The 23,752-nt window shown below is 73.7% G+C and carries 24 protein-coding genes; 11 read left to right on the forward strand and 13 right to left on the reverse strand.

Annotated features, from left to right (window positions below):
- Positions 1–103: 103 nt before the first annotated feature.
- Both C6361_RS26945 and C6361_RS26950 read right to left on the reverse strand, forming a co-directional pair.
- Positions 104–1,519, reverse strand: coding sequence for an MFS transporter (locus tag C6361_RS26945; protein ID WP_234359025.1), 1,416 nt, complete (start codon positions 1,517–1,519; stop codon positions 104–106).
- 148 nt (positions 1,520–1,667) lie between these two features.
- Positions 1,668–2,309 carry a GNAT family N-acetyltransferase gene (locus tag C6361_RS26950; RefSeq protein WP_199853093.1) on the reverse strand — a complete coding sequence of 214 codons (642 nt, stop codon included), beginning with the start codon at positions 2,307–2,309 and terminating at the stop codon, positions 1,668–1,670.
- 289 nt (positions 2,310–2,598) lie between these two features.
- On the opposite strand from C6361_RS26950, the gene C6361_RS26955 reads away from it, so the two are divergent.
- On the forward strand, positions 2,599–3,018 hold the full coding sequence (locus tag C6361_RS26955) for a DUF418 domain-containing protein (protein WP_199853094.1): 420 nt from the start codon (positions 2,599–2,601) through the stop codon (positions 3,016–3,018).
- Between the two features lie 203 nt (positions 3,019–3,221).
- Here the strand turns inward: C6361_RS26955 and C6361_RS26960 are convergent, their stop codons facing one another.
- On the reverse strand, positions 3,222–3,677 hold the full coding sequence (locus C6361_RS26960; protein WP_107269401.1) for a DUF3592 domain-containing protein: 456 nt from the start codon (positions 3,675–3,677) through the stop codon (positions 3,222–3,224).
- 131 nt (positions 3,678–3,808) lie between these two features.
- On the opposite strand from C6361_RS26960, the gene C6361_RS26965 reads away from it, so the two are divergent.
- Together C6361_RS26965 and C6361_RS26970 are read left to right on the forward strand one after the other, a co-directional pair.
- Entirely contained in the window at positions 3,809–4,465 is a 657-nt protein-coding gene (locus C6361_RS26965; protein ID WP_107261038.1) for a response regulator transcription factor, read from the forward strand.
- Positions 4,466–4,478: 13 nt separating this feature from the next.
- The gene (locus tag C6361_RS26970) at positions 4,479–5,855 is read left to right on the forward strand and encodes a HAMP domain-containing sensor histidine kinase (protein WP_107261040.1); all 1,377 of its coding nucleotides are present in this window, start codon (positions 4,479–4,481) and stop codon (positions 5,853–5,855) included.
- Between the two features lie 10 nt (positions 5,856–5,865).
- Here the strand turns inward: C6361_RS26970 and C6361_RS26975 are convergent, their stop codons facing one another.
- On the reverse strand, positions 5,866–6,846 hold the full coding sequence (locus C6361_RS26975) for a TAXI family TRAP transporter solute-binding subunit (RefSeq protein WP_107269402.1): 981 nt from the start codon (positions 6,844–6,846) through the stop codon (positions 5,866–5,868).
- Between the two features lie 131 nt (positions 6,847–6,977).
- Between C6361_RS26975 and C6361_RS26980 the strand changes: the two genes are divergently transcribed.
- The 7 genes from C6361_RS26980 (at position 6,978) to C6361_RS37195 (ending at position 12,453) form a co-directional block, all read left to right on the forward strand.
- Positions 6,978–7,625, forward strand: a complete 648-nt coding sequence (locus tag C6361_RS26980; RefSeq protein WP_234359026.1) for a hypothetical protein — start codon at positions 6,978–6,980, stop codon at positions 7,623–7,625.
- 21 nt (positions 7,626–7,646) lie between these two features.
- Complete coding sequence (locus C6361_RS37190; RefSeq protein ID WP_159079493.1) at positions 7,647–8,882, forward strand: sensor histidine kinase; 1,236 nt, start codon at positions 7,647–7,649, stop codon at positions 8,880–8,882.
- Positions 8,875–10,077: a hypothetical protein gene (locus C6361_RS26990; protein ID WP_159079494.1), complete on the forward strand. Its 1,203-nt coding sequence runs from the start codon at positions 8,875–8,877 to the stop codon at positions 10,075–10,077. The genes C6361_RS37190 and C6361_RS26990 overlap by 8 nt, the downstream gene beginning before the upstream one ends.
- A complete protein-coding gene (locus C6361_RS26995; RefSeq protein WP_107269404.1) occupies positions 10,059–10,715 on the forward strand; it encodes a response regulator transcription factor in 657 nt (218 codons plus the stop codon). Before C6361_RS26990 ends, C6361_RS26995 begins: the two co-directional genes overlap by 19 nt.
- 157 nt (positions 10,716–10,872) lie before the next feature.
- Entirely contained in the window at positions 10,873–11,241 is a 369-nt protein-coding gene (locus C6361_RS27000; protein ID WP_107269405.1) for a hypothetical protein, read from the forward strand.
- On the forward strand, positions 11,238–12,272 hold the full coding sequence (locus tag C6361_RS27005) for a WXG100 family type VII secretion target (protein WP_107261050.1): 1,035 nt from the start codon (positions 11,238–11,240) through the stop codon (positions 12,270–12,272). The genes C6361_RS27000 and C6361_RS27005 overlap by 4 nt, the downstream gene beginning before the upstream one ends.
- Positions 12,273–12,276: 4 nt before the next feature.
- Entirely contained in the window at positions 12,277–12,453 is a 177-nt protein-coding gene (locus C6361_RS37195) for a hypothetical protein (protein ID WP_159079495.1), read from the forward strand.
- A gap of 41 nt (positions 12,454–12,494) precedes the next feature.
- Here the strand turns inward: C6361_RS37195 and C6361_RS27010 are convergent, their stop codons facing one another.
- Positions 12,495–12,803: an MGMT family protein gene (locus C6361_RS27010; protein WP_107269406.1), complete on the reverse strand. Its 309-nt coding sequence runs from the start codon at positions 12,801–12,803 to the stop codon at positions 12,495–12,497.
- A gap of 71 nt (positions 12,804–12,874) precedes the next feature.
- Between C6361_RS27010 and proB the strand changes: the two genes are divergently transcribed.
- Complete coding sequence (gene proB, locus C6361_RS27015) at positions 12,875–14,065, forward strand: glutamate 5-kinase (RefSeq protein WP_107269407.1); 1,191 nt, start codon at positions 12,875–12,877, stop codon at positions 14,063–14,065.
- Positions 14,066–14,126: 61 nt separating this feature from the next.
- On the opposite strand, the gene C6361_RS27020 is transcribed toward proB, so the two are convergent.
- The 8 genes from C6361_RS27020 to C6361_RS27055 form a co-directional block, all read right to left on the reverse strand.
- On the reverse strand, positions 14,127–14,369 hold the full coding sequence (locus C6361_RS27020) for a helix-turn-helix transcriptional regulator (protein WP_107261056.1): 243 nt from the start codon (positions 14,367–14,369) through the stop codon (positions 14,127–14,129).
- Positions 14,369–15,220, reverse strand: a complete 852-nt coding sequence (locus tag C6361_RS27025; protein WP_107261058.1) for an ABC transporter permease — start codon at positions 15,218–15,220, stop codon at positions 14,369–14,371. Before C6361_RS27025 ends, C6361_RS27020 begins: the two co-directional genes overlap by 1 nt.
- Positions 15,217–16,188 carry an ABC transporter ATP-binding protein gene (locus C6361_RS27030; protein WP_107269408.1) on the reverse strand — a complete coding sequence of 324 codons (972 nt, stop codon included), beginning with the start codon at positions 16,186–16,188 and terminating at the stop codon, positions 15,217–15,219. The genes C6361_RS27025 and C6361_RS27030 overlap by 4 nt, the downstream gene beginning before the upstream one ends.
- Before the next feature lie 148 nt (positions 16,189–16,336).
- A complete protein-coding gene (gene moeZ, locus C6361_RS27035; protein WP_199853565.1) occupies positions 16,337–17,539 on the reverse strand; it encodes an adenylyltransferase/sulfurtransferase MoeZ in 1,203 nt (400 codons plus the stop codon).
- 127 nt (positions 17,540–17,666) lie between these two features.
- Positions 17,667–18,518 carry a DUF3152 domain-containing protein gene (locus tag C6361_RS27040; RefSeq protein WP_107269409.1) on the reverse strand — a complete coding sequence of 284 codons (852 nt, stop codon included), beginning with the start codon at positions 18,516–18,518 and terminating at the stop codon, positions 17,667–17,669.
- A 73-nt stretch (positions 18,519–18,591) separates the two neighbouring features.
- Positions 18,592–19,497 (reverse strand): DUF3152 domain-containing protein, encoded by a 906-nt coding sequence (locus tag C6361_RS27045; protein WP_107269410.1) that lies wholly within the window; start codon positions 19,495–19,497, stop codon positions 18,592–18,594.
- Between the two features lie 95 nt (positions 19,498–19,592).
- Positions 19,593–20,558 carry an alpha/beta fold hydrolase gene (locus C6361_RS27050; RefSeq protein WP_107269411.1) on the reverse strand — a complete coding sequence of 322 codons (966 nt, stop codon included), beginning with the start codon at positions 20,556–20,558 and terminating at the stop codon, positions 19,593–19,595.
- Between the two features lie 176 nt (positions 20,559–20,734).
- Positions 20,735–23,713, reverse strand: coding sequence for a hypothetical protein (locus C6361_RS27055; protein WP_107269412.1), 2,979 nt, complete (start codon positions 23,711–23,713; stop codon positions 20,735–20,737).
- Between the last annotated feature and the right edge of the window lie 39 nt (positions 23,714–23,752).

The raw sequence follows: 23,752 nt of genomic DNA on the forward strand, positions 1-23,752 counted from the left end.
GCCGAAACGCCCCTGGTGAGCGCCTCGAAGCCCCCGACCACGGCACGGATTCCTGCCGTGGTCCGGGTCTACGACACCCAGATCCTGCCGGGGTGGTGGGAGTTCAACCGGGGTGGGTGGGTTGCGGGTGCGGGTTCGCGTCGGAGGCGGTCGCCAGCCGTTCCGGGGTGAGGTCGTAGCCGCGCATGGTCAGCAGGGCGAGCCCGACCAGCAGCGCCGGCAGCACGGTGAAGCCGACCAGTACCCCGGCCCGGGCGGTACCGGACTGGGCCGCCGCCTGACCGGTCGACGAGGAGACGTAGCCGGACAGTTGCAGCACCAGACCGTAGATGCCCGGCCCGAGGGCCAGCCCGAAGGTCTCGCCGGCCGTCCACACCCCGGTGAAGACCCCGGCCTGGCGGCGGCCGGTGCGCGCGGTGTCGTACCCGATGCAGTCCGGCAGCATCGCCAGCCCGAAGACCTGCTGGCCGGCGTACCCGCAGCCGATCGCCGCGACGACCAGATAGACCACCGGGGCCGGCAGCACCGGCGCGGCGGCCAGGGCCAGCGCGCCGCCCGCGAAGATCAGCGACGCGACGGTGAACGCCCGGGGCTTGCCCAGCCGGGCGCCGGCCCGGCTCCACAGTGGCATCACCAGCAGCGCCGGACCGACGAAACACCCGAAGAGCAGCGTCGCCCCGGTCCGCGGATCCCGCAGCACGTGCTCGGCGAAGTAGTTGACCCCGGCCAGCACGGTCGCGATCCCGGCCGCCTGGACCACGAAACAGATCAGCAGCAGCCGGAACGGCCGGTTGGCGGCGGCGACCGCGAGCTGGGCGCGCAGGCTCGGCTCGCTCGCCACCACCGTCCCGGTCGGGGCGGACCGGGTGCCGAGGAAGGCGCCGACCGCGCCGACCGCGATCAGCACCGCCACGAAGAGCCCCAGCCAGCGGTGCCCGACCACCCCGTCGCCGCCCGCGCCCACCACCACCGGGGCGAGCGCGCCGGAGACCAGGATGGCCAGCGCCAGTACCGCCACCCGCCAGGTCATCAGCCGGGTCCGCTCGGTGTAGTCGTCGGTCAGCTCGGCCGGCATGGCGACGTACGGGACCTGGAAGAAGGCGAACGCGGTCGCGGCGAGCAGGAACGCCAGCGCGACGTAACCGGCGGCGGCCGGACCGGGCCGGAACGGTGCCGCGAAGATGGCGGCGAAGAGGACCGCCAGGCCGAGCCCGCCACCGAGCAGGTACGGCCGGCGGGCGCCCCAGCGGGACCGGGTCCGATCCGAGATCCGCCCGGCGACCGGGTTCACCAGCACGTCCCAGGCCTTCGGCAGCAGCACCAGCAGGGCGGCCAGCCCGGCGGCCACCCCCAGGGTGTCGGTCAGGTACGGCAGCAGCACCAGGCCGGGCACCGTACCGAAGGCGCCGGTGGCGAGCGATCCGAGGGCGTACCCGGCGTGCACCCGGCGCGGCAGGGTGGTCGGGGGCGAGGAAGGGGACTCGGAGAGGTCGGCGCGGGTGCCGGGCACGGCGTCCATGCGCCGGGATGCTATCGGCATCGATCTTGTCTGCGGGCTCCCGCTTTCGGTGGCAGGGCTCCCGCTTTCGTACGGTGACGGTGGCCGATCGGTGTAGCGCCGACCGGCCACCACCCGCCGCACGGTCAGGTCGGTGCCGCCCAACCCGTCACGGCTGCCACACCATCGTCTGCTGGTGGAGCTGCCTGCCGCCCTGCCTGGCACCGGGGACCGGTGGAGTCGGACCGTGCCTGGCGAAGCCGACACGTTCGAAGAACCGCACCGCACGCGTGTTCTCGGCCAGGGTCTGCAGATGGCACCCGGGCGAGCCGGTCCGGATGAGCCGGTCGAACCATCGCCTCATCAGGCCGTCGGCGGCGCCGGTCCCCCGTGCCGGGGGCGTCACGTTGATGTGCAGGTGGGCCGGCCAACGGGCATCGTCGAGGCCCCTCGCGGTGGGCTTTCGCCGGACCGTGGCCGTCGCCATGTCGACCATGCCACGAGCGAGGAAGGCTGCGGGCCTGGGTCGGAATACCAGCCGATACCTCGCGATCGCCCGCTCCATGCGCTCTCTCTCGCTGGGGAACGTGGAACTGTCCAGGCAGCCCGCCAGGTAGCCGACGACATGGCCACCCGTCACGGCGACGAACAACGAGTCCGGTTCCCGGCTCATGTACGGCTCCAGGTACATGGCCGCCTCCGACTCCTCGTGTCCCCACATCAGGGCGGACGGAGAGCCCTCGCCCGCCCGGCCGAACAGCTCACGCAGCGCGGCGCGGTCAGTCTCCGCGAAGCTACGGATTTCGATCATCCCGAGCCACTCCCCGACACCCTCCCCCAGCTGGTCCGAACAGTGTGCCACGTCCCTGACCAGGAGATTCGAGTGCCTGTTGGGATACGGATCAGCCTTGTTGCGCGCAGGCCCGTACGGGGCAGCGGCGGTGTCCGCCGAAAGTGGTATCCCCGGTTCGGCATGCGGGCCGACGCGCCGGCGCGGTAGGTCGATGACGCTGGACGCGACGCCTAGCACGGGGGGAAGCGGAATGGGTGTGGCCCTGACGACAGTCGTCGGTCGGGAGAGATCCGGCGCGGATCGCCTGGTGCTGCTGGACGTGCTGCGCGGGGTGGCGATCCTCGGCACGCTCGCCACCAACGTCTGGATCTTCACCCACCCCGGCGGGGAGTACGGCGTACTGTCCGACACCACCGCCATCGCGACGCTCAGCGGCAACCCCGTCGAGACGGCGTTCCGGTTCCTCGCCAACGGCAAGTTCCTGGCACTGCTCACCATCCTGTTCGGTGTCGGACTGGCGATCCAGTACCACTCGGCGCAACGTCGCGGCGAGCGCTGGCCCGGCCGGTACCGCTGGCGGGCCGGGTTGCTCAGACTCTGGGCGGCCGTCTGCACCGGGCTCACCGTCGGCGCCTCGCTCTGGCTGCGCCGCTTCCAGCACGGCCCGCTGGAGGCGCTGCAGAGGAGCCTACTCACCCGGCGGCGCACCGTCGCGGAGCTGGGCTGAGTGGCTGGGCGAGTGGGACCGGATCGACGACCTGATCCTGGGCGGCGTGACGCTCTACGCGATCAGGGAGATCCGCGTTCATGCCGGTTGCAGCCTTCAGGAAGCGATCGGCCGACACCACGAGCGAGCTGCCTTGCTGCGCGAGACGCGGCCGGGTGACTTCACGTCGGGCCCACCCCGGTCATCCGACAGTCCGGGTGCGCTCAGCCGGTGCCCTTACGACGCTCCTCCCGAAGCAGACGCAGGGTAGCCAGGGGGACCCCCACCAGGCCGAACAATGTGGTCCCCAGCAGTATGTACGCGATGCGGTGGTTCTCCGGTGCCCGTGCGTCACGCACGTCGTGGTCGGGGTGTCGAGGGTCGTACACGATGGGAATCTCGTCGCCGACCTGCACTCTCGGCCCGGGCGCCTCGTCGCCCTGCCCGACCAGCGACCGCACCTGCCGCCCGTCGCTGGTGCGGAATTCGACCTCCACCCGCGACTTCTTGCCCAGGTCGACACCGGTGACCCGGGCGGTTACCTGGCGACCGCGATCCCGCAGCGCGTTGTCGTTCGTCCAGACCTGCCAGGTCGCGACGGCGAAACCGCACACCACCACCACTCCCATGGCGACGAAGAGTTTCGCGGGTGGCCGCCGCACGGTGCCGAAGAGAGCCATGGCGTCCAGTTCCCCGACGGCGGGTTGAGGTAACCCGATCCTGAGCGCGCCGACGCTCCGCCGCGCTGTGCTCGATTGCGTCGATGCGGGATGATCGCAGCGGCTGGTACGACAGATTAGGAGCGGCCGGCATGCGCATCCTGTTGGTCGAGGACGACGCCCGGGTGGCCGGCGCGATGGCCGCCGCCCTGTCCCGGCGCGGCTACGACGTCGAGCGGGCCGGCACCGCCGCCGCCGCACTCGCCGCCGCCCCCTGCGACCTGGTGCTGCTCGACCTCACCCTGCCCGACGGCGACGGGGTGGAGGTCTGCCGGGCGCTGCGGCAGCGCAGCGCGCAGCTCGGCATCATCGCGGTCACCGCCCGCGGCGAGGAACGCGACCGGGTGATCGGGCTGCGGATGGGCGCCGACGACTACGTGGTGAAACCGTTCTCGATGGCCGAGTTGGAGGCCCGGATCGTCGCGGTGCTCCGCCGGGCCCGGGCCGGCGCCCCCCGACCCGAGGTCGTCGAGGTCGGCCCGATCTGGATCGACGTCGCCGCCCGGCTGGTCACGGTACGCAGCGCCGAGGTCGCGCTGACCCGCAAGGAGTTCGACATCCTGGTCTCGCTGGCCCGGCAGCCGGGCGTGGTGGTGCCGCACGAGCGGATCGTCCTGGACGTCTGGCCGACCACCGGCGCCGCCCGGCACACCGTGGAGGTGCACGTCGGCTCGCTGCGCGGCAAGCTCGGCGATCCCGACCTGGTGCAGACCGTACGCGGCGTCGGTTACCGGCTCCGGGCCGAGTGACCGGAGCCCCTCGGTGCGCCGCCGCCTGGTTTTCAGCTACTCGCTGCTCATGATCCTGGTCCTGCTCGCCCTGGAGACCCCGCTGGCGATCACCCTCGCCAACCGGGAGACCGAACGGATCCGGGCGGACCGGCTCGCCGACGCCAACCGGTTCGCCTCGCTCTCCGGCCCCGCGCTGCGTACCGGCGCGGTCAGCGCGATCGACGACGAGTTGCAGCGCTACCAGGAGCTGTACGGGATCAGCGCAGCCGTGATCGACCGGGAACGGCGCCAGGTGGTCGCCCCCGCCGGCCCCCGGCTGGACACCGAGCTGACCGACCGGGCGATCTTCGGTGCGCTGGCCGGCCGGCAGATGACCGTGCCGGAGGTGCTCTGGCCCTGGGAGGTCGGCCCGCTGGTGGTGGCCGTACCGGTGAACGACGGCGGTGAGGTGATCGGTGCCGTCATCACCGTCTCCGCCACCGAGCGGGTCCGCCGGACCGTCACTGTCTGGTGGGCGGCGCTGGCCACCATCGGACTGCTCGCCGTCTCCGCCGGGGTGATGACGGCGTTCCGGCTGGCCGGCTGGGTGCTGCGCCCGGTGACCGTGCTCGACGTGGTCACCCACGACATCGCGGCCGGCGACGGCCTGGCCCGGGTGCCGACCCAGCAGGGTCCACCCGAGCTGCGCCGGCTCGCCACCAGCTTCAACGAGATGGCCGACGCGGTCGCCGACGCCCTGGAACGGCAGCGGGCCTTCGTCGCGCACGCCAGCCACCAGCTCCGCAACCCGCTGACCGCGCTCCGGCTGCGGGTCGAGGAACTCGGGCCGAGCCTGACCGACGAGTACGGCCGCGACGAGCACCGGCTGGCGCTGGAGGAGACCGACCGGCTCGCCCAGGTACTCGACGGGTTGCTCACGCTGGCCCGCGCCGAGCGGGCCCAGCACGCCATGGTGGTGGTCGACGCGGCGGCGGTGGCCGCGTCCCGGGTCGCCGCCTGGCAGCCGCTGGCCAACCACCGGGGCGTCACCCTCACCCTCGCCCCGGTCACCGGCCCGGTGCCCGCCCGGGCCGTGCGTACCGCCGTCGACCAGGTGCTGGACGCGCTGATCGACAACGCGGTCAAGTTCGGCGACCCCGGCGGCCGGGTGGAGGTCTCGGTGCACCGCGCCGAGGACGGCGTGCTCGTCCGGGTCACCGACGACGGACCGGGGATGACCGGCGCGCAGCTCGAATCGTCGACCGAGCGCTTCTGGCGGGCACCGGACACCCAGAACATCGACGGCGCCGGGCTCGGCCTGACCATCGTGGCGGTACTGGTCGACGCCTCCGGCGGTCGCCTCACCATGCGTCCCGCCGAGCCGACCGGGCTCGTCGCCGAGGTCTGGTTCCGCACCGGCGAGGCGTGAGCGGTCTCCGTCAGGGCTTGTGCGTCTGGTAGTAGCGGGCCGCCCCGGGGTGCAGCGCCAGCGGGGTGGTGGTGATCGCCGACTGCACGTTCAGCCGGGCGGCGGCCGGATGGGCACTGCTCAGCTCGTCGCGGCGCTGCATCAGCAGCCGGGTCACGTCGTAGACGAGCTGCTCGGGCATGCCGGTGGCCACCACCAGATAGTTCGGCACCGCCACCGTGGTCACCGGCGCCGACCCGTACGCCGAGGCGGGGATGTCCCGCTGGACGTACACCTCGCGGTAGGACTGGCGCAGCGGCTCGACCCACTGCCCGAGGTCGACGAAGCGGGCCCGGGTCTGCGCGGCGAAGTCCGCCACCGCCTTGACCGGCAGGCCGCCGGAGAAGAAGAAGGCGTCGATCTGGCCGGCCCGCAGCGCGGCGACGGAGTCGTCGATGCCGAGCCGGAGCGTCTCGGCCAGCTTGTCGCCGACCTTCGCGACCCGGAGCAGGCGTTCGGCGGTGACCGCGGTGCCGGAGCCCGGCGCGCCGATCGCCACCCGCTTGCCGGTCAGGTCCGTCAGCTGCCGGATCGGCTCCTGGGTGAGGGTGACCAGGTGCAGCAGGTCGTCGTAGACCCGGGCCACCGCGCTCAGCCCGGCGCCCTGGCCCGGTTCGGCGGTCAGGATGTCGGCCTGGGTGAAGCCGAGTTCGGCCTGCCCGGTGGAGACCAGCGAGACGTTCTCCTCCGACGCGGCCGTCACCACCACGCTCGCCGTCACGTCCGGCAGTTCCCGGTTGAGGATGCCGGCCAGGGACTGACCGACGGCGTAGTAGACGGCGGTGGCGCTGCCGGTCGCGATGCGCAGCCTGGTCGGCTCGGCCGGCGCCGAGGTGCAACCGACGGTGGCCGGCAACGCGACCGTGATTACGGCCAACGCCACGGCGAGCGTGCCGAACCGCCGACCGGGCAGTCCCCGGCCGACGCGTCGGTGCCACCGTGCCCCGCCCACCCCACCACCCCGGCGATGATCGACACTCAGCGCAAGTTTTGCTCAAGCCTTCAACCGATGTCTACCGCCTCGGCGCGGTAACGGCCACCGTTGAAAGTAGTTGGTCGTCGCGAGTACGGGGGGCGACAGAGATGGTCTGGAGCACCGGGGTGTACGCCTCAACGCGGCCGCCCCTACGGCCGTCCGGCAGTACCAGCCTGCTGGACCGGACGTCGCTGGCGGACGCTTTCGAGGCGGCGTGCCTGATCAGGTGCATCCGGGTGCAGGGGGTGCGGCAGCCGACCACCATGGTGGCCGAGTTCAGCTCGGAGGCTGCCGCCAACCGGCTGGCCGAACTGCTGGCCCGGCTCGGCACCCCGGCCCGGGCCGAGCGGATCACCGCCGGTGTGCGCCGCCGCTACGAACTGCACCGGCTGCACCTCACCGAGCCGGGGCAGCCCGCCGTACTGTCGATGGGTTGGCGGCAGGGGCGGACCGCGCTGCTCGACCCGGCCGCGGTCGGCGCCTCCGCGCCCCGCAACGCCCGCCGGCAGGCGTTGGCCGCCGCCGCCTGGCGGGCCGCGCTGCTGGCCGCCGGCCGGCACGTCCGGACCACCATCCTCGGGGTACGCATCCGCGACACCGAACTCGCGGCGGTACTGGTGCGCAGCGCCCAACTGCTCGGCTCGCCGGCCTCGGTCGCGCCCCGCTCGGGCTGCCTGCTGGTGACGGTGCCGGGCGGCCCGGACAAGGAACGCATCCTGCGCCGCAGCGCCCAGCCGGTCTCCCTGGTGGGCTGACCGCCGCACTACCATCGGGGCGTGAGGGCCGTGCGGGACCGCTGGCGACGGCCGGCACCGCCACCAGACACACACGACGGCGCAGACCCCTCCGGCGGCGTCGGAGAGAGCGTCGGCGGGCCGGCGACCGACGACACCCGACGGATCGGCGGTACGGAACGCGGGCTGCGCCGGCTCGGCCGCCGCTACGCGGTCGTCATCCGCAGCGCGACGCTGGCCTGTGCCGGCGGTGCCGCGCTCTTCCAGTCGGCCCCGGAGCGGCGGGCGTTGGTCGGCGGTGTTCTCCTGACGCTCTGCGCCTGGAGCGTGCTGTACCTGCGCGCCAACTCCCGCCGCTGGCTGCTGCCGGTGGACACCCTGCTGATCGTGCTGCTCTGCCTGACACAGCGCTGGACGGTGCCGCCGGAGGCGTTGGCCGACAGCACCAACTGGGTCCTCGCGGTCGCCGCGATCACCGCCGTGGCGCACCAGTGGCTCGGTACCGCCGCCGGGGGCGCGCTGCTGGCCACGGCGATCGTGCTGGCACACCTGGCCGGCAACGCGCTCGCCTCGCCCGGGACCTGGTCGGAGTCCGCGCCGGTCGGGCTCTGGACCCTCGTGGAGGCCGGGCTGTCCCGGGTGCTGTTCCTGCTCGTCCGGGCCGGTGCCCGGCAGACCGACCTGGCCGTCCGGGAACGCGAACGGGCCCGCTCCGAGGCCGCGGTGGCCGCCGCACGGTGGGCGGACGAACGGGAGCATCTCGCGGTGCTGCACGACACCGCCGCGAGTACCCTGCTCGCGGTCGGCGCGCGGATGGTCGACGGCACCGAGCCGTGGCTCGCCGCGCAGGCCGGCCGCGACCTGGCGACCATCTCCGGCCGCCCGGACCTCCCCGACACCAGCACTGACCTGGTGCGGACGCTGCGCGAGGTGGCCCGGAACGCGGCCGTGGCGGTGGAGCTGCGGTCGCCACCGATGCTCCTGCTGCCGACGGTCCGGGCCAGCGCGATCGGTGCCGCCGTCCGGGAGGCGTTGACCAACGTCGGCCGGCACGCCGGGGTCGGGACGGCGGAACTCGTCGTACGGCGCCGCGCCGGCCGAACCCTCGTGGAGGTCGTCGACCGGGGCCGGGGCTTCGCCCCGGAGCGGGTACCCGGACAGCGGCGCGGGCTCTCGCACTCCATCCGGGAGCGGATGGCCCGGGTCGGCGGCCGGGCGGTGGTGACCGCAGCGCCCGGCGCCGGTACCCGGATCCGGCTGGAGGTGCCGGATGGCTGAGCCGGCCGGGCACCCTCCGGTGGGCAGGCTCCTGCACGGGCTCCGGCTGGCCACCCTCGCCATCGCCGTCACCGCGCTCTTCGGCTTCGCCCTGCCGCTGCTGCTGACCCACGCCGAGACCTACCGCAGCCTGGCACAGCAGGTCCTCGCCTTCGGGCTGCTGACCGCCGTCGCCGGGCTGGCCGGGGTGCGGATCGTCCGGAACCGCTCGCTGGGCCGGGCCCGCTGGGCGATGCTGGCGGCGGTGGTCGCGGCATCGGCGCTGGCCGTCACGGGGATATCCGCCGACGCGCTCATGTCGGAGCAGGAGTGGTCCTTCGGCGTGATCGGCTGGTTCGGGCTGCTCCTGCTGGTCGACCACGGCGTCGCCGCCACGGCCACCTTCCTCGGCGCGCACACCGTCGCCAGCTTCGCCCAGCTCGCCCTGGTCGGGCAGGCGCACGAGATCGCCGACCTGGTCGTCGTCGCCGCGATCGTGCTCGGCTGCCAGCTTCCGGTCCTGGCCGGCGCCGCGACGCTGCGGGGGCTGGTGGCGACCGCCTCCGCCGCCTCGGCCGACGCCGCGCGGGTACGCACCGCCGAGGCGATCGCGGCACACCTGCACGCCGACCGGCGGGCCCGCTACGCCGACCTCGCGACCACCTGCGTACCCCTGCTGACCGAGCTGAGCACCGGCTCGGCCGACCTGCGCGACGAGCGGGTACGTCGCCGGTACGCCGTGGCGGCGGCCCGGCTGCGCCGGCTCTTCGCGGAGCACGACGAGGTGGTCGATCCGCTCCTGCACGAGCTGCGCGCCTGTCTCGACCTGGCCGACCGTACCGGGGTCGCGGTCTACCTCGGTACCTGCGGGGAGTGGCCGACTCCGCCCCTGGCGGCCCGCCGGGCGTTGACCGAGCCGGCGTTGCGGATCGTCGGGACCGCGACCTCCGAGGTCCGGGTGACGCTGCTCGGCTCCCCCGGCGGCGTCACCGTGAGCGTCGTCGCCGACCCTGGGATCGCCGACTCTGGGATCGACGAGCCGGCCGGCGGCGACCCGGCGGCCGCGACCGCCGGCCCCGCCGGCACCGCCGGCCCCGCCGGTACGGACAGCATGGACGGCACCGACGACACCGCCGGCACCGACGGGGTGACCGTCACCCGGCTCGTCGACGGGTCGAGAGTGTGGGTGGAGGCCAGATGGCAGGCGAAGAGCTGACCACGGCGGTGGTCGTCGACGACCACCCGGCGATCGTCGCCGGCATCCGTGCCTGGTGCGCCGCGGCCGACCCGCCGATCGAGGTCCTCGACTCGGGTACGACTCCGGCGGTGGCCTGGACCGAGCCCGGCCTCTCCGCCGACGTCGTCGTCTTCGACCTGCTGCTCAACCGGGAGGTACCGGCCTATCCCGACCTGCGACGACTCGTCGACGCCGGCCGTTCGGTGATCGTCTACACCATGCGCGAGGACCGGGACACCATCCTGCGCTGTCTGGACCTCGGGGCCTTCGCCTGCCTGGTCAAGACCGAGGGACCGAAGCACCTGGTCCAGGCGATCCAGACCGCCAGCCGGAACCTGCCGTACACGCCACCGGCGATGGCCCGCGCGATCGGCACCGACAACCGGTCGGACCGGCCACGGCTCACCCCGCGCGAGACCGACGTACTGGTCAACTGGTTCGCCTGCGAGTCCAAGGAGATGGTGGCGCGCAAGCTCAACCTCTCGGTACGCACCGTCAACAGTTACATCGACCGGGTCCGGATCAGGTACGCCAACGCGGGTCGCCCGGCCTCGACCAAGGCCGCCCTGGTGGCCCGCGCCATCCAGGACGGCCTGGTCCGGCTCGACGAGCTGTAGCGGCGGCCTGCCGCGACGGGTCCACCCGGGACTGTGGGGCGAACGACCGTCACGGCGCCTCCGGCCTCCGCCCTAGCCTCCCATTCGAGGGCACGGGCAGGAGTGGAGAACGGGATGGTCCGGAACAGGTCATGTGCGGCCGGAGCGGATTCGGCCGGTGGCGGAGGGCACTCGGGGGATCGTGATCGCCGACGCCCGGCGCCGGATCGGCGGGTACGCCATGGATAGGCCGCTGCTGCCGAACCTGCGGGACCCGGTCGCGGACCGGCTGTTGCGGGAGTCTCTGGCGGAGCAGGCCCGCGACGACCGTGACCCGCTGGCCCGGGACATGGCCCGCGACGTGCTGGACGGCAACATCACGCTCTACCAGGCTGCGGCGTCGAGCGTCTACGGCGAGGTCTTCGCCCGGCGGGCCGACGAGCACACGAACTGGTGGCACGGGCTCTCCGAAGCGGAGCGGGAGCGGCTGCGCGTCGAGGGCAGGGAGGCGATGGCAGCGGCTCGGGAGGAGGAGGTCCAGCGATGACGGTCAAGGTGAAGACCGCCGACCTGCGCGGGTACGTGGCCCTGCTCAACCGCAACGCCGAGCACAACGACAAGGTCCTGGCGTACCTGCGGCAGTGGTGCGGCGCGGAGATGCGGGCGATCGACTCGGAGGGGCTGCTGGCGAAGGCGCTGAACTTCCACGACCGGTTCTACGCCGACGCCGAGAACCTGATCACCCAGTTGGGCCGGGCGTTGCGCGGCTCGGCGGCGGAACTGGCCAAGGCCGCCACCCTCTACGACGGCAGCGACCAGGCGGCCAAGGAGCGCTTCGAGCGCCAGTACAGCAACCCGACCGCCCGGGAGGGCTGGGAGGCGGGCCACTCCGGCTTCGCCGACTACATGAACCCGCTCGACGTACTCGTCGGAACCCCCTCCTACCAGGAGTTCTCCGACCCGACCAAGATCCTTGACAAGATCGGCGACTCGATCAGCATCAGCGGGACGGTGCTCAACTTCATCCAGGAGGTGACCGGGGTCAATCCGCTGGACAGGGCGGGCCGGTTCTTCGCCGGCAACTGGGAGGCGTACAGCAAGGCCGCCGGAGCCTGGCGCGCCATCGGCGAGGCGCTGGAGCGGATCGGCAAGAACATCGACCGGGGACTCGCCTCGCTGGACCGGGCCTGGGAGGGCAGCGCGAGCGAGGCGGCGTACGCGACGTTCCAGGCCCTCGCCAACGTCTTCAAGGACATGCTGTCGCGGTTCACCAAGCTGCATCAGACGTACCAGGAGTTCGCCGAGTTCGCGATGTACACCGCATCGCTGGTGGTCGACACCATCAAGATGGCGATCGACACCGCGCTGATCCTGCTGGCCCGGCGGAAGGGTGGACCCTTCGCCGAGGCGGCGGCGGCGTTCGAGATGTTCAAACTCGTCAAGTACATCGGGTACTTCAGCTGGACCCTGATCACGGCACGTGGCGCCATCGCCACGATCTTCGGCGCCACCGCCGGGATAGGAAGTTCACCGCTGCGCGGAGTGGGGGTGGCGGGCTATGACGCACCCGGGGTCTGACGGCGTGATCCGTGGCGTCACCGGGTACGACGCCGACGACGAACCCGATCCGCTGCGCGACGTACGCCCCATGCTCGACCGGCTCTACGCCGACGACGAGAGTCCCGACGGCGCGGGTATGGACGTGATCTCCGAGATTCTGCTCACCTGGATCGAGCGGCGCCGGCACGGCGAGGAATGAGTCCCGCCAGAGCGGACCGCGGCGACGGGCGGTCAGCAGGGTCAGTCGGCCGGCTGCCAGTCGGCCGCCGCCATGTCGACTCCGGCGCCGCGCAGCGGGGTCCCCTCGGCCAGCAGCCGGGCCCGGGCCTCGGACTCGTGCCCCGGTGGCAGCCGACCGGCCGAGTTGACCACCCGATGCCACGGCACTCCGCCGCCGTGCCGAGCCATGATCGAGCCGACCAGCCGGGCCGACGCCCGGCCGGACCGGTCGGCCAGGTGGTCGGCGATGGCGCCGTACGACATCACCCGGCCGGGCGGGATCCGCTCGACCAGCGCGAGCACCTCTTCGACGTACTCCTCGGGGGTCATGAGCTGCCACGATATGGGAGTGCGGGGCGGGCCGGCGGGGCGGGCCGATCCGGGCACCGCAGAATGGGCGGGTGCGGGAAGCAGTTACCACAGCTCGCCGGATCGTGGTCAAGGTCGGCTCGTCCTCGCTGACCACCGCCGCCGGTGGCCTGGACGCGACGCGGGTCGACGCGCTGGCCGACGTACTCGCCGGGTGGCTGACCGGCGGGTCGGCCGGCGCCCCTGTGACGGAGCCCGGTGCCCGACCGTCCGGGGTGGGCCGCAAGCGGGTCGTCCCGGCGGACCGGCGGGAGCTGGTGCTGGTCTCGTCCGGGGCGATCGCTGCCGGCCTGGCCCCGCTCGGGCTGGCCGCCCGCCCGCGTGACCTCGCCACCCAGCAGGCTGCGGCGAGCGTCGGGCAGGGGCTGCTGATCGGCCGCTACTCGGCCGGTTTCGCCCGGCACGGCCGCACCGTTGGGCAGGTGCTGCTCACCGTCGACGACGTGACCCGGCGGGCGCACTACCGCAACGCCTACCGCACGCTGCGCAAGCTGCTCGACCTCGGCGCGGTGCCGATCGTCAACGAGAACGACACGGTGGCCACCGACGAGATCCGGTTCGGCGACAACGACCGGCTGGCCGCCCTGGTGGCGGCGCTGGTCCACGCCGACCTGCTGGTGCTGCTCTCCGACGTGGACGCCCTCTACACCGGCGACCCGGCCCGTCCCGGCACGGCGCGCGTCGAGGAGGTCCGCGACGAGCAGGATCTCGCCGAGGTGGCGATCGGCCGGGCCGGCCGGGCCGGGGTCGGCACCGGCGGCATGGTCACCAAGGTGGAGGCGGCCCGGATCGCCACCGGGTTCGGCATCCCGGTGGTGCTGACCGCCGCGCCGCTGGCACCGGCGGCGCTGGCCGGCGAGCCGGTCGGCACCTTCTTCCACCGGGTACGCCAACGCCCGGCGGCCCGGCTCTTCTGGCTGGCCCACGCGACCTCACCCCGGGGGCGGCTGCACCTCGACCCCGGTGCGGTGCAGGCGGTGGTGGCCCGGCGCAAGTCGCTGCTGCCGGCCGGGATCACGGCGGTGGACGGCGCCTTCACCGCCGGTGACCCGGTGGACCTGGTGGACGACGCGGGAGCGGCGGTCGCCCGGGGACTGGTCAACTACGACGCGGTGGAGTTGCCCGGCCTGCTCGGCCGCTCCACCTCGGAACTCGCCGCCGCCCTCGGCCCCGGCTACGAGCGCGAGGTCGTGCACCGCGACGACCTCGTGCTGCTGGTCTGACCGCCGCCGCCGGCCGCCGGGCCCCCGCACCGCCGGCTCAGGCCGTGGCCCGTTCGGCGGCTCAGGCGGTGGCCCGTTCGGCGGCGCCGATCCGGGGGAAGGGCTCGGTGGAGAAGACCACCTCCACCGGGACCTCGAAATACCGCGCGATCCGCAGCGCCAGGTGCAGGCTCGGGTTGTATTCGCCACGCTCCAGATAGCCGACCGTCTGGTAGTGCACCCCGAGGGCGTCGGCGAGGTCCCGACGGGAGATCCCGCGCTCGGCCCGGAGCACCGCGATGCGGTTGTAGATCGCCTCGCTCATCAGTTGATCCTCTGCATCGCCTTCTCCTTCCGAGCGGCGACGCTCGAACCGGACTCCCGCCGGGCCATCCGGCGCAACACGATCGGCGCCACCACCAGGCCCAGTACGGCCCAGCCGGCGAGCATGCCGAACGTCTCCAGGTGCCGCCAGGACCCGCCGATCTCCACCGCCGCCAGCTCGGGCGGCAGCAGCGCCGACCGCGTACCCAGGCCCAGCCAGTAGACCGGGAAAGCCTGACCGATCCACTGCAACCAGACCGGGAAGGAGGTGATCGGATAGAAGATCCCGGAGGTCGCGACGAGGCCCATGATAGGCAGCATGATCACCCCGACGTTGCGGGGGTTGTCGAAGAGCGAGCCGAGGATCGCGCCGAGCGGCAGGCAGGCGACCAGACCGAGCACGAGCACCCAGAGCAGGGTCAGCCAGGCGCCCGGACCGCGCAGGGCCACGCCGTCCACCAGAAACACTCCCGGTACCACCAGGATGACGGAGCTGACCAGTGCCATCCCGGAGACCAGCACCACCTTGCCGACCAGATGGCCGAGCATCCCGTTCGGGATCGCCTTGGCCCGCAGCAGGGTGCCGTCCTCACGCTCCACGGTGAGCGCCATCATCATCGTCACCAGCGCCCCGAACGCCAACCCGCCGCCGAGCACGCTGGGCAGCGTACGGGCGCCGAGCGAGAAGTTCGTGCCGGGCACCGTGGCGTCCCGCATGAAGAACATCACGACCAGGAACGACACGTTGGGGAAGAAGTAGTTCCACAGGTCCTGCACGCTGACGAAGCTCTGCCGTACCTCGATCCAGCCCCGCCGTACCCCGGCCCGGAGGGCGACCACCGTCGGGTTCACCGGCCCGCCTCCTCGAACTCGCGCAGCGTGGCGAGACTCCGCCCGGACTCGACCTCGCGGACCAGTGCCATGTAGGTGTCCTCCAGACTCGCCCGCCTGACCTCAAGGTCGGCGACAGCGTCGCCGTACTGCTGGAACAACTCCCGGACGAACCGGGTGGCATCGGCGGTGGCGTGCACGAACCGCTGCCCGTCCCGGCTCCACTTGACCTCGGCCTCCGAGGACATCCGCCGGGAGAGCTGCTCGGCCGAGCCGTCGGCGATGATCGAGCCGCCGGCCAGGATCAGGATCCGGTCGGCCAGCTTCTCCGCCTCGTCCAGGTCGTGCGTGGTGAGCAGGATCGTGGTCTGGTCCAGGTCGGTGAGCCGGTGCACCAGGTCGTGGAACTCGCGCCGGGCCTCCGGGTCGAACCCGGCCGTGGGCTCGTCGAGGAAGAGCAGCTCGGGGCGGCCGACGATGCCGATCGCGACGTCCAGCCGGCGCCGCTGCCCGCCGGAGAGCTGGCCGACCCGCTTGGCGGCGTGCGGGTTCAGCCCCACCACGTCGATCAGGTCGTCGACGTCCCAGGGCCGGCGGATCCGGTCGGTCGAGTAGGGCTGGTAGTAGGAGCCGAGGTGGGCGAGGAGCTCGCGTACCCGCCACTTGGCGTGGTCGCGCCAGGACTGGAGCACCACGCCCAGCCGGGCCCGCCACCGCTCGTCGCCGTGCGCCGGGTCCACGCCGAGCACGGTGACGTCGCCGGCCGACCGCATCCGGAAACCCTCCAGGATCTCGATGGTGGTCGTCTTGCCGGCGCCGTTCGGGCCGAGCAGCGCCAGCACCTCACCGGGGCGGGCCGTGAACGTGACCCCGGTCAGCACGTCGGTGCTGCCGTAACGCATCCGCAGATCGCGGACGTCCAGCACGGGCTGCTCGACCGGTGACCCGGCAGGCTCGGTGGTCCGGCCCGGAGTCTCGGCGATGGTCATAGATCTACACCCCCTCATCTAATCTCTACGCGAGGAGATAGTACATCTACTACATCGCACAGCAAGAGTGCTGCAAGAAACGCGACGCGGGGCAGCTCCGGAAACGGAACTGCCCCGCGTCGGGGTGCCGGGCCGGGCCCGGCGTCGATCAGTAGGCGGGCAGCGACGGGTCGATCTGCTTGATCCAGGAGAGCACGCCGCCCTGGACGTGCACCGCGTCCCGGAAACCGGCGGCCTTCAGCGCGGCCAGCGCCTCGGCGGACCGTACCCCGGACTTGCAGTGCAGCACGATCTGCTTGTCCTGCGGCAGCGAGGCCAGGGCGGCACCGGAGAGGATCTCGCCCTTCGGGATCAGCGTCGCACCCGGAATGCGGACGATTTCATACTCCGCCGGCTCCCGGACGTCGACCAGGAAGATGTCCTTGCCGGCGTCCTGCCAGTCCTTCAGCTCCCGGGCCGTGATGGTGGACTCGACCACCGCCTCCTCGGCCTCCGGCGAGACCGCGCCGCAGAAGTCCTCGTAGTCCTCCAGCAACTCGGTCACGGTCGGGTTCTCCCCGCAGAGCGCGCAGTTCGGGTCCTTGCGCACCTTGATCTTCCGGTACGACATCTCCAGCGCGTCGTAGACCATCAGCCGACCGACCAGCGGCTCACCGATCCCGGTCAGCAGCTTGATCGCCTCGGTCACCTGGATCGAGCCGATCGACGCGCAGAGCACGCCGAGCACCCCGCCCTCGGCGCAGGACGGCACCATGCCGGGCGGCGGCGGCTCCGGGTAGAGGCAGCGGTAGCAGGGGCCGTGCTCGGCCCAAAAGACCGACGCCTGCCCGTCGAACCGGTAGATCGACCCCCAGACGTACGGCTTGCCGAGCAGTACCGCCGCGTCGTTGACCATGTAGCGGGTGGCGAAGTTGTCCGTACCGTCGACGATCAGGTCGTACTGGCGGAAGATGTCCAGCACGTTGTCCCGGTCCAGCGCGGTGTTGTGGATCTCGACCTGTACCAGCGGGTTGATCTCCCGGATGCTCGACGCGGCCGACTCGGCCTTGGACCGGCCGACGTCCGACACGCCGTGGATGACCTGGCGCTGGAGGTTCGACTCGTCGACGGTGTCGAAGTCGATGATGCCGAGCGTCCCGACCCCGGCCGCGGCCAGGTACAACAGGGCGGGCGAGCCGAGGCCGCCGGCGCCGACGCAGAGCACCCGGGCGTTCTTCAGCCGCTTCTGCCCCTCGACCCCGACGTCCGGGATGATCAGGTGGCGCGAGTAGCGGCGGATCTCGTCAACGGTCAGCTCGGCGGCGGGTTCGACGAGCGGGGGCAGTGACACGGTGGACTCCCCGGTTCGGATCCTCGCTCAGCCGGCGGCTGAGCGCATCGACAGTGGCATGTCTGGCCATTCTTCCTCGCCGGAGCGCGGATAGACCATGAGCTGAAACACCTGCCCGAAATCCGGGAGCGGGGAATAGGGGCGCGGGTCAGGGAATCGGCGGACCGACGTACCGCTGCCCGTCCACGTACGGCCAGCCGTTCGGCACGCAGCCACGCAGCCCGTACGTCTGCTGGAGCATCACCGGCGCCGGTGCACCCGGCCGGGGGCAGCCCTGGTGCTCCTCGCCGAACTCGTGCCCGACCTCGTGGTTGAGCGCGAATGCCTGGTAGACCTCCAGTGCCGCACCGTAGTCCGGCACCGCGGTCAGCCAGCGCGCGACGTTGAGCACCACCTGCCCCGGCAGCCGGCACGAGCCGTACCGCTCGGTGTGCAGCCCGGCGGTGGCGCACATCTTCTCCGAGGTCCCCGGCGTGGCCAGGAAGACGGTGAACTCGGCCTTCGTCGCCTTGGCCACCCGCTGGAGGCGGAGCTTCCCGGAGGCCGTCCAGCCGCGCGGGTCGCCGAGGACCGCGTCGACGGCGGCGGCGAAGGGCGCCACCTCCTGCCCCATGCCCTGCTCCACGGCGACGTGGTAGCGACGCAGCGTACCCGCCTTGCCGAGCACCCGGCCGGCGGCCGCGTACCCGAAGGAACCCGGACCGGTGGTCGGATAGCCGGCGCCCGGGTCGGTCGTCGGACCGCCGCGCCCGGCCCCGGTGCTCGCCCCGGCGACCACCCCGTCCCGGCCGGCCGCCGCCACGGTCGACCCCGGGCCGCCCGGCCGGGTCTGCACCAACCCGACCGTGAGCAGGCCGGCGGCGACCGCCAGCAGCGCCAGCGCGACGGTACGTCGGCGCCGTCGGCGGGCCTGCGCGGCGGCGACCCGGTGCCGTTCGAGCCGGCCGCCGGAGCGCGCGGGAAAACGGCCATGGTCGGGAGGGTTTGCCGGATTCGTCATGGCGGGCCTCAGCCTTCCATGCCGACGGGTCAGCGTCCAGAACCGCTTTCCGCCCCGGCCTGGAGCAAGGGACCTAGAGCGAGGGACCCTCGTACCGCTCCCCCTTCAGGTACGGCCACGGGTTCGGCACGCAGCCGTTGAGGAATAGCGTCTGCTGCATCATCACCGGGGCGGCCCGACCCGCCCGGGGACAGCGCTCGTGCCCGTGCCCCAACTCGTGCCCGACCTCGTGGTTGACCACGTACGTCCGGTACCGGTCCAGCGGCACCCTGGCCTCGACGTAGTGCGGGACCGAGCGCATCCAGCGGTCCAGGTTGATGATCACCCGCCCGCTGCCCCGACACGAGGTGTACGGCTTGCCACCGACCCGGATGTCCACACCGGACGCGGCGCACATCTCCCGGGCGGTACCGGCGGTGACCAGGTAGACCGTGAAGTCGTGCCCCGCCCTGTCCCTGTCCGGTACCCGCTGCAACCGCAGCCGCCCGCTGCCGATCCAACTGCGCGGGTCGGCCAGCGCGGCGTCGACCTTCGCGGTGAACTCCGGGACGTGCTCGTCGACGTTGCGCTCCACCGCCACCCGGTAGCGGCGCACCGTACCGGCCCGGCCCAGCACCTCGCCCCGCCCGGTCGCGTAGCTGAAACTGCCCGGCCCGGTCGACGGCACCGGATCGGTGAGCCGCAGCACCGGTGCCGGTGCCCGGCTCGGCGTGGGAGTGGGCGTCGGGGTGGGTGTCGGGACGGCGGAGGGCGTCGCCGGTCCGGCCGGCTGGGCGGCGGCGCTCGGATCGTCCCCGGTCAGCCGCTCGGCCGGCGGCACCAGGATCCCGAGCACCCCGACCGCGCCGGCCACCCCGAGCAGCACCACCGCCAGCACCCGACCGCGCCGGAACCGCCGGGTACGTCGCCGGTGCGCCGAGCCGGCGGCCGGTGCTGCGGCACCCGGTGCCGGGGGGCGGCGACGGTCTCTGTTCCACACGCTTACTTAGTACGCCTGACCCACCCGCCCGGTTGCACGCATGGCCCGGGATCACCCACCGGAGTCGGCGGGCAAACGGTTCGACGGGCGGACGGTCAGCGGGGTGCGGTCGGCAGCGGGCTGACCTCGTCCAGCAGCGCCAGCGCCGCCCGGGCGACCATCCGGGGCACCTCCATCTGCGGGACGTGCCCGACGCCGGCCAGCATCAACAGTCGACTGTCCGGGATCACCCGGGCCACCTGGGCCGGTACCCGGACGTCGACCAGCCGGTCCTGGCCGCCGCCGATCACCAGCGTCGGCGCGGTGACCAGGCCGGCGATCCGCCACAGCGAGCCGGACCCCGGCAGGTACGCCCGGACGAAACTGCCGACCAGCCCGCGCAGCGTACGCAGGTAGGCCGCCGCGTAGTGCTCGGCGGTGTAGCGGATCCGGATCTCCTCGATCGCCTCCAGGCGGCGCTGGTCACAGATCCGGTCGGTGTCGGCGACACACGCCTCCATCACCTGCCGGGCCATCTCCTCCGGCGGCAACTGGGTCAGCCAGCGCGACGCGAACCGTTCCGCCCCGGGCACCGCCAGCAGCGGGACCAACCGGCCCTGGAGCGACCGGCGCGGGTCGAGGAACGGCATCGCCGGTGAGACCAGGGTCAGCGTACGGATCAGGTCGGGGCGGAGCCCGGCGACGCGTACCGAGACGGCTCCGCCGAGCGAGTTGCCGAAGAGGTGCACCGGCCCCCGACCGGAGTGTTCGATGTACCGGATCACCCGGTCGGCGAAGGCCGGAATGGTGTACTTCCGGGCCGGGTCGCTCCGCCCGAAGCCGGGCAGGTCGATCGCGTGCCCGTCGAGCCGGTCGGCGAGCAGGCCGGCGAGGTCGGTCCAGTTCTGGGCCGAGCCGCCCAGCCCGTGCACGTAGAGCGCCGGTTCGGCGCCCTCCCGGGTGGCGGGGGTCTCCCGGACGTAGGTGATCGAGCCGTCGATCCGTACGCCCCGGCCGGGCCAGGGCGGCGGCATCTCGTCCGGGGCGATCGACTCGTCCGCCGTCAGCAGCGCACGCTTCATCGGTCAAGTGTGCCGCCGGTACGACGATCGCGGGGCCGGGCCGAACCCGACCAGGCCGGAAGGGGTCCCCGGCGGAGGCATCGATCGGATGCCTCCGCCCCGGTTTGCTCCGTTTGCACCGCTGATCGGAGCCGCCCGCGATCGGTTCGGGTGAGCAACGCCTCAACGGCGTCGGGTCAGGTGAGCAACGCCTCAAGCCGGCGGTTGACCGCCGCCAGGGTGGCCCGGACCACCGCCTGTCGCGGGTCGCCGGAGACCAGTGCCGAGCCGGCGAGCTGCTCGACCCAGCCGTCGCAGACCAGCAGCACCACCACGGTGGCCACCTCGCAGCTGCCGAACGGCACCACCGCCGCGTGCTCGACGAAGCAGCGGCCCCGCTCGGTGACCCGGGTGGAGGCGCTGAGCAGCTCGTCGATGGCGGCGGCCGCAGCCACGGCACAGAGCCGCAGCACGTACCCGTCGACGGCGGGCCCGGTGGCCAGCCCGGCCGCCGGCTGCTTCCCGGCGGCGAGCCGTACCTCGACGGTGGCGTCCAGCCCGAAGGTGCTCACCTGCACGTGATCGATGATTACCCGGGGGCCGGGTGGCGAGCCCGGGTTGAGCGGCCGGGACGGCGCGGTCTCGGTGGTGGTCACCGGGCTGCCGGAGTAGGAGCTGCCGACCGTGCTGGAGTTGCCGGCGGTGCTGGAGCTGGCGCCGAGCGGGGACCCGCCCCGGCCGCCCTCCGGGGGCGCCACCGTCGCCGGCTCGCCGACGGTGGCCCGGCCCCGGTGACCCGGCGCCTGGTGCCGCCGACGCGGCTCCTCGGTCGCCGGCTCGGTCCGCGGTTCCGGCTCGGCCGGCGGCGCGTGCCGGGGCTGCGCCGGCCCGGGGCGGGTCGGCGCGGCGGTCCCGGCGAAGCCCGGCGGGGTCGGTGCCGGCCCGGTGGGCAGGTTCTGCGGGGCTGCGGCGAGCCCCATCCGTTCCTGGAGCAGCCGCGCCACGTGCCGGCTCACCTCGGCGGGATCGGCACCGTCGGCGAGATCCAGGCGCAGGCTGTGCGCCCCGGCCGGGGTGGTACGCAGCGAGGCGTCCCGTACCCCGGCGACTCCCCGGACCGCGTCCAGGATCGCGTTGACGTCGAAGCCGTCCGGTCGCTCGCGCAGCTGTGCCGCTCCGTCCTCCCGACGCAGATGGGTGGCGATCCGGGCCAGTTCGGGCGTCTCGGCGGGCGGCTCCACGGCGGGTGGCTCCGGCACGGTGGGCACGTCTGGCTCGGCCGGTACGCGTTGCGGCAACACGTCACCGGGGTCCGCCGGCCGGGCGGCGGGCGCGGGCTCCGCCGGAACCGGCTCCGGATAGCGGTACGGCGCACCGGGGTAGCTCGGCCCGGTCGGCAACGCCAGGGCCTCCCGCCGGTACGGGTAGCCGGTCGCCGGCCCGACCGGCGGGTAGCCGACCGGCTCGGCGGCCGGCGGATAGCCGGTCGGCTCCACGGCCGGTGCCGGGCCGGGCGGCCCGGCCGGGCGGCCGGCGGGATCGGCGCCCGGGGTGGGTCCGGCCGCCGGGTGATCGGTCGGTTCCACGGCCGGGTCCGACCCGGGTGGCGGGGCCGGCGGCTCGGCGCCCGGGCCCGACGGGGCCGGGCCGGCGGGGCCGGCAAGGTAGTGGGAGTGCTCCGGCCCGGGCGGACCGGAGAGTCCGCCGGGGCCCGGCAGGTAGCCCGGCGCCTCCGGCCCGGGCGGCAGGTAGGCCGGGTTCTCCGGCCCGCCCGGCAGGTAGCCGGGGTTCTCCGGCCCGGGCGCGGCCGGCCCGGCGTAGCCGGTGTGCTCGTTGGGCGTGGCGCGGCGGGTCACGGTCTCGGGCGCCGTCGGGGCGTTCCGGGTGGCCGCCGGACCCGCCGCGAAGCCCGGCCCGGTCAGCGGCGACAGGACGGCGCCCTCCCGGGCGATCGGCCCGGTGGGCGGTTCGGCGACCCGCTGCGCCGACTGGTCGGCCCAGCTCGGTGACCAGTGCTGCTCCCGTCCGCCGGGGTTCTCGGGTTCCCGGGGCGGCTCGGCCGGTGCGACGGCCTCGGCCGGGTACTGGCTCTCCGGGTGCCGGCCGCCCTCCGGCTCCGGCACCGGGGTGGCCGGGGCCCACGGCGGGGCCCAGCCGGACGACCAGTTCGCCGGCTCCTGGGCACGGAGGTCGGCCGGCGGGGCCGGTGCCGGCCCGCGCTCGTCCGCTTCGGCCGGACGCCAGCCCGGTGCCGCCGGTCCGGCCTGCTCCGGACCGGCCGGCGGGGCCGCGGAACGGTCCGGCTGCCGGGGTACGGCGGGCATCAGGGCGGTCATCTCGGTCACCGGCGGGTGGTCGTGCTCGGACGGCGACCGGAAGCCGCGACCGCGCTCGAAGTCCGCCGCGACCAGGTGCTCGGGTGACGTCGGGCCGCCGAGCTGCCCGGGGGTCCCGAGCGGCGGCCCGGAGACGGCGGCCGGTGGACCGGAGACGGCGGCCGGCGGGCCGGAGACGGCGGCCGGCGGGCCGGATGCCACCACCGGCGGTACCGGCGCGGCGCTGGGCGGTCCGGAGACCGCTGCCGGCGGCGCCGAGGTCGGATGCGGGTGGACCGGTTGCGCCGGTTCCCCCCAGCGTGGTGGCTGGCTGGCCGGCCCGATCCCGGCGCGTTCCGGCTCCCCGTAACCGGCCTCGCCGAAGGCGTGCCGGGCGGTACCGGACAGATCCGGCTCGGCCGGTGGCAGCGGCCCCGGCTGTCCCGGGTAGTCCGGGCCGGCGCCGCTCGGGAAGTCCGGTACGGCCGCCTGCCGGCCGGCCGGGTCGCCCCCCTCCGGCTCGTACGGGTAGCCGGGTCCGCCGCTCCAGCCGCGCTCCGGCTCGGGCGCCTCGCCGAGGTGCACGCCGTTGACCGGCTGCCGCAGCTCGCGGATCGGGATGCCGGGTGACGCCGGTAGCGGTCGGGGGCTGTAGGCGGCGTGGTCCCCCCAGCCGCGACTCGCCACCGGCTCGACCGCCTGGTGCCACGGCCGTCCGCTCGGATCGACGCCGGTCTCGGCGCCGGACCAGCCCGGGTCGGCCGCCCAGCCGTTGGCCGGGCGGGCCGGGTCACCGTGCGGACCTGCCCCGTTGCCGTGCTCTCCCGGTGTGGGGGCTCCGGGTTGCCCTGTTTCGTCCACCGTGCGCTCCTTGGTCGCCCCCGCTGAGGCTACCGTGTG

The organism is Plantactinospora sp. BC1 (genome assembly GCF_003030345.1).
In the GTDB taxonomy this organism is placed as follows: domain Bacteria; phylum Actinomycetota; class Actinomycetes; order Mycobacteriales; family Micromonosporaceae; genus Plantactinospora.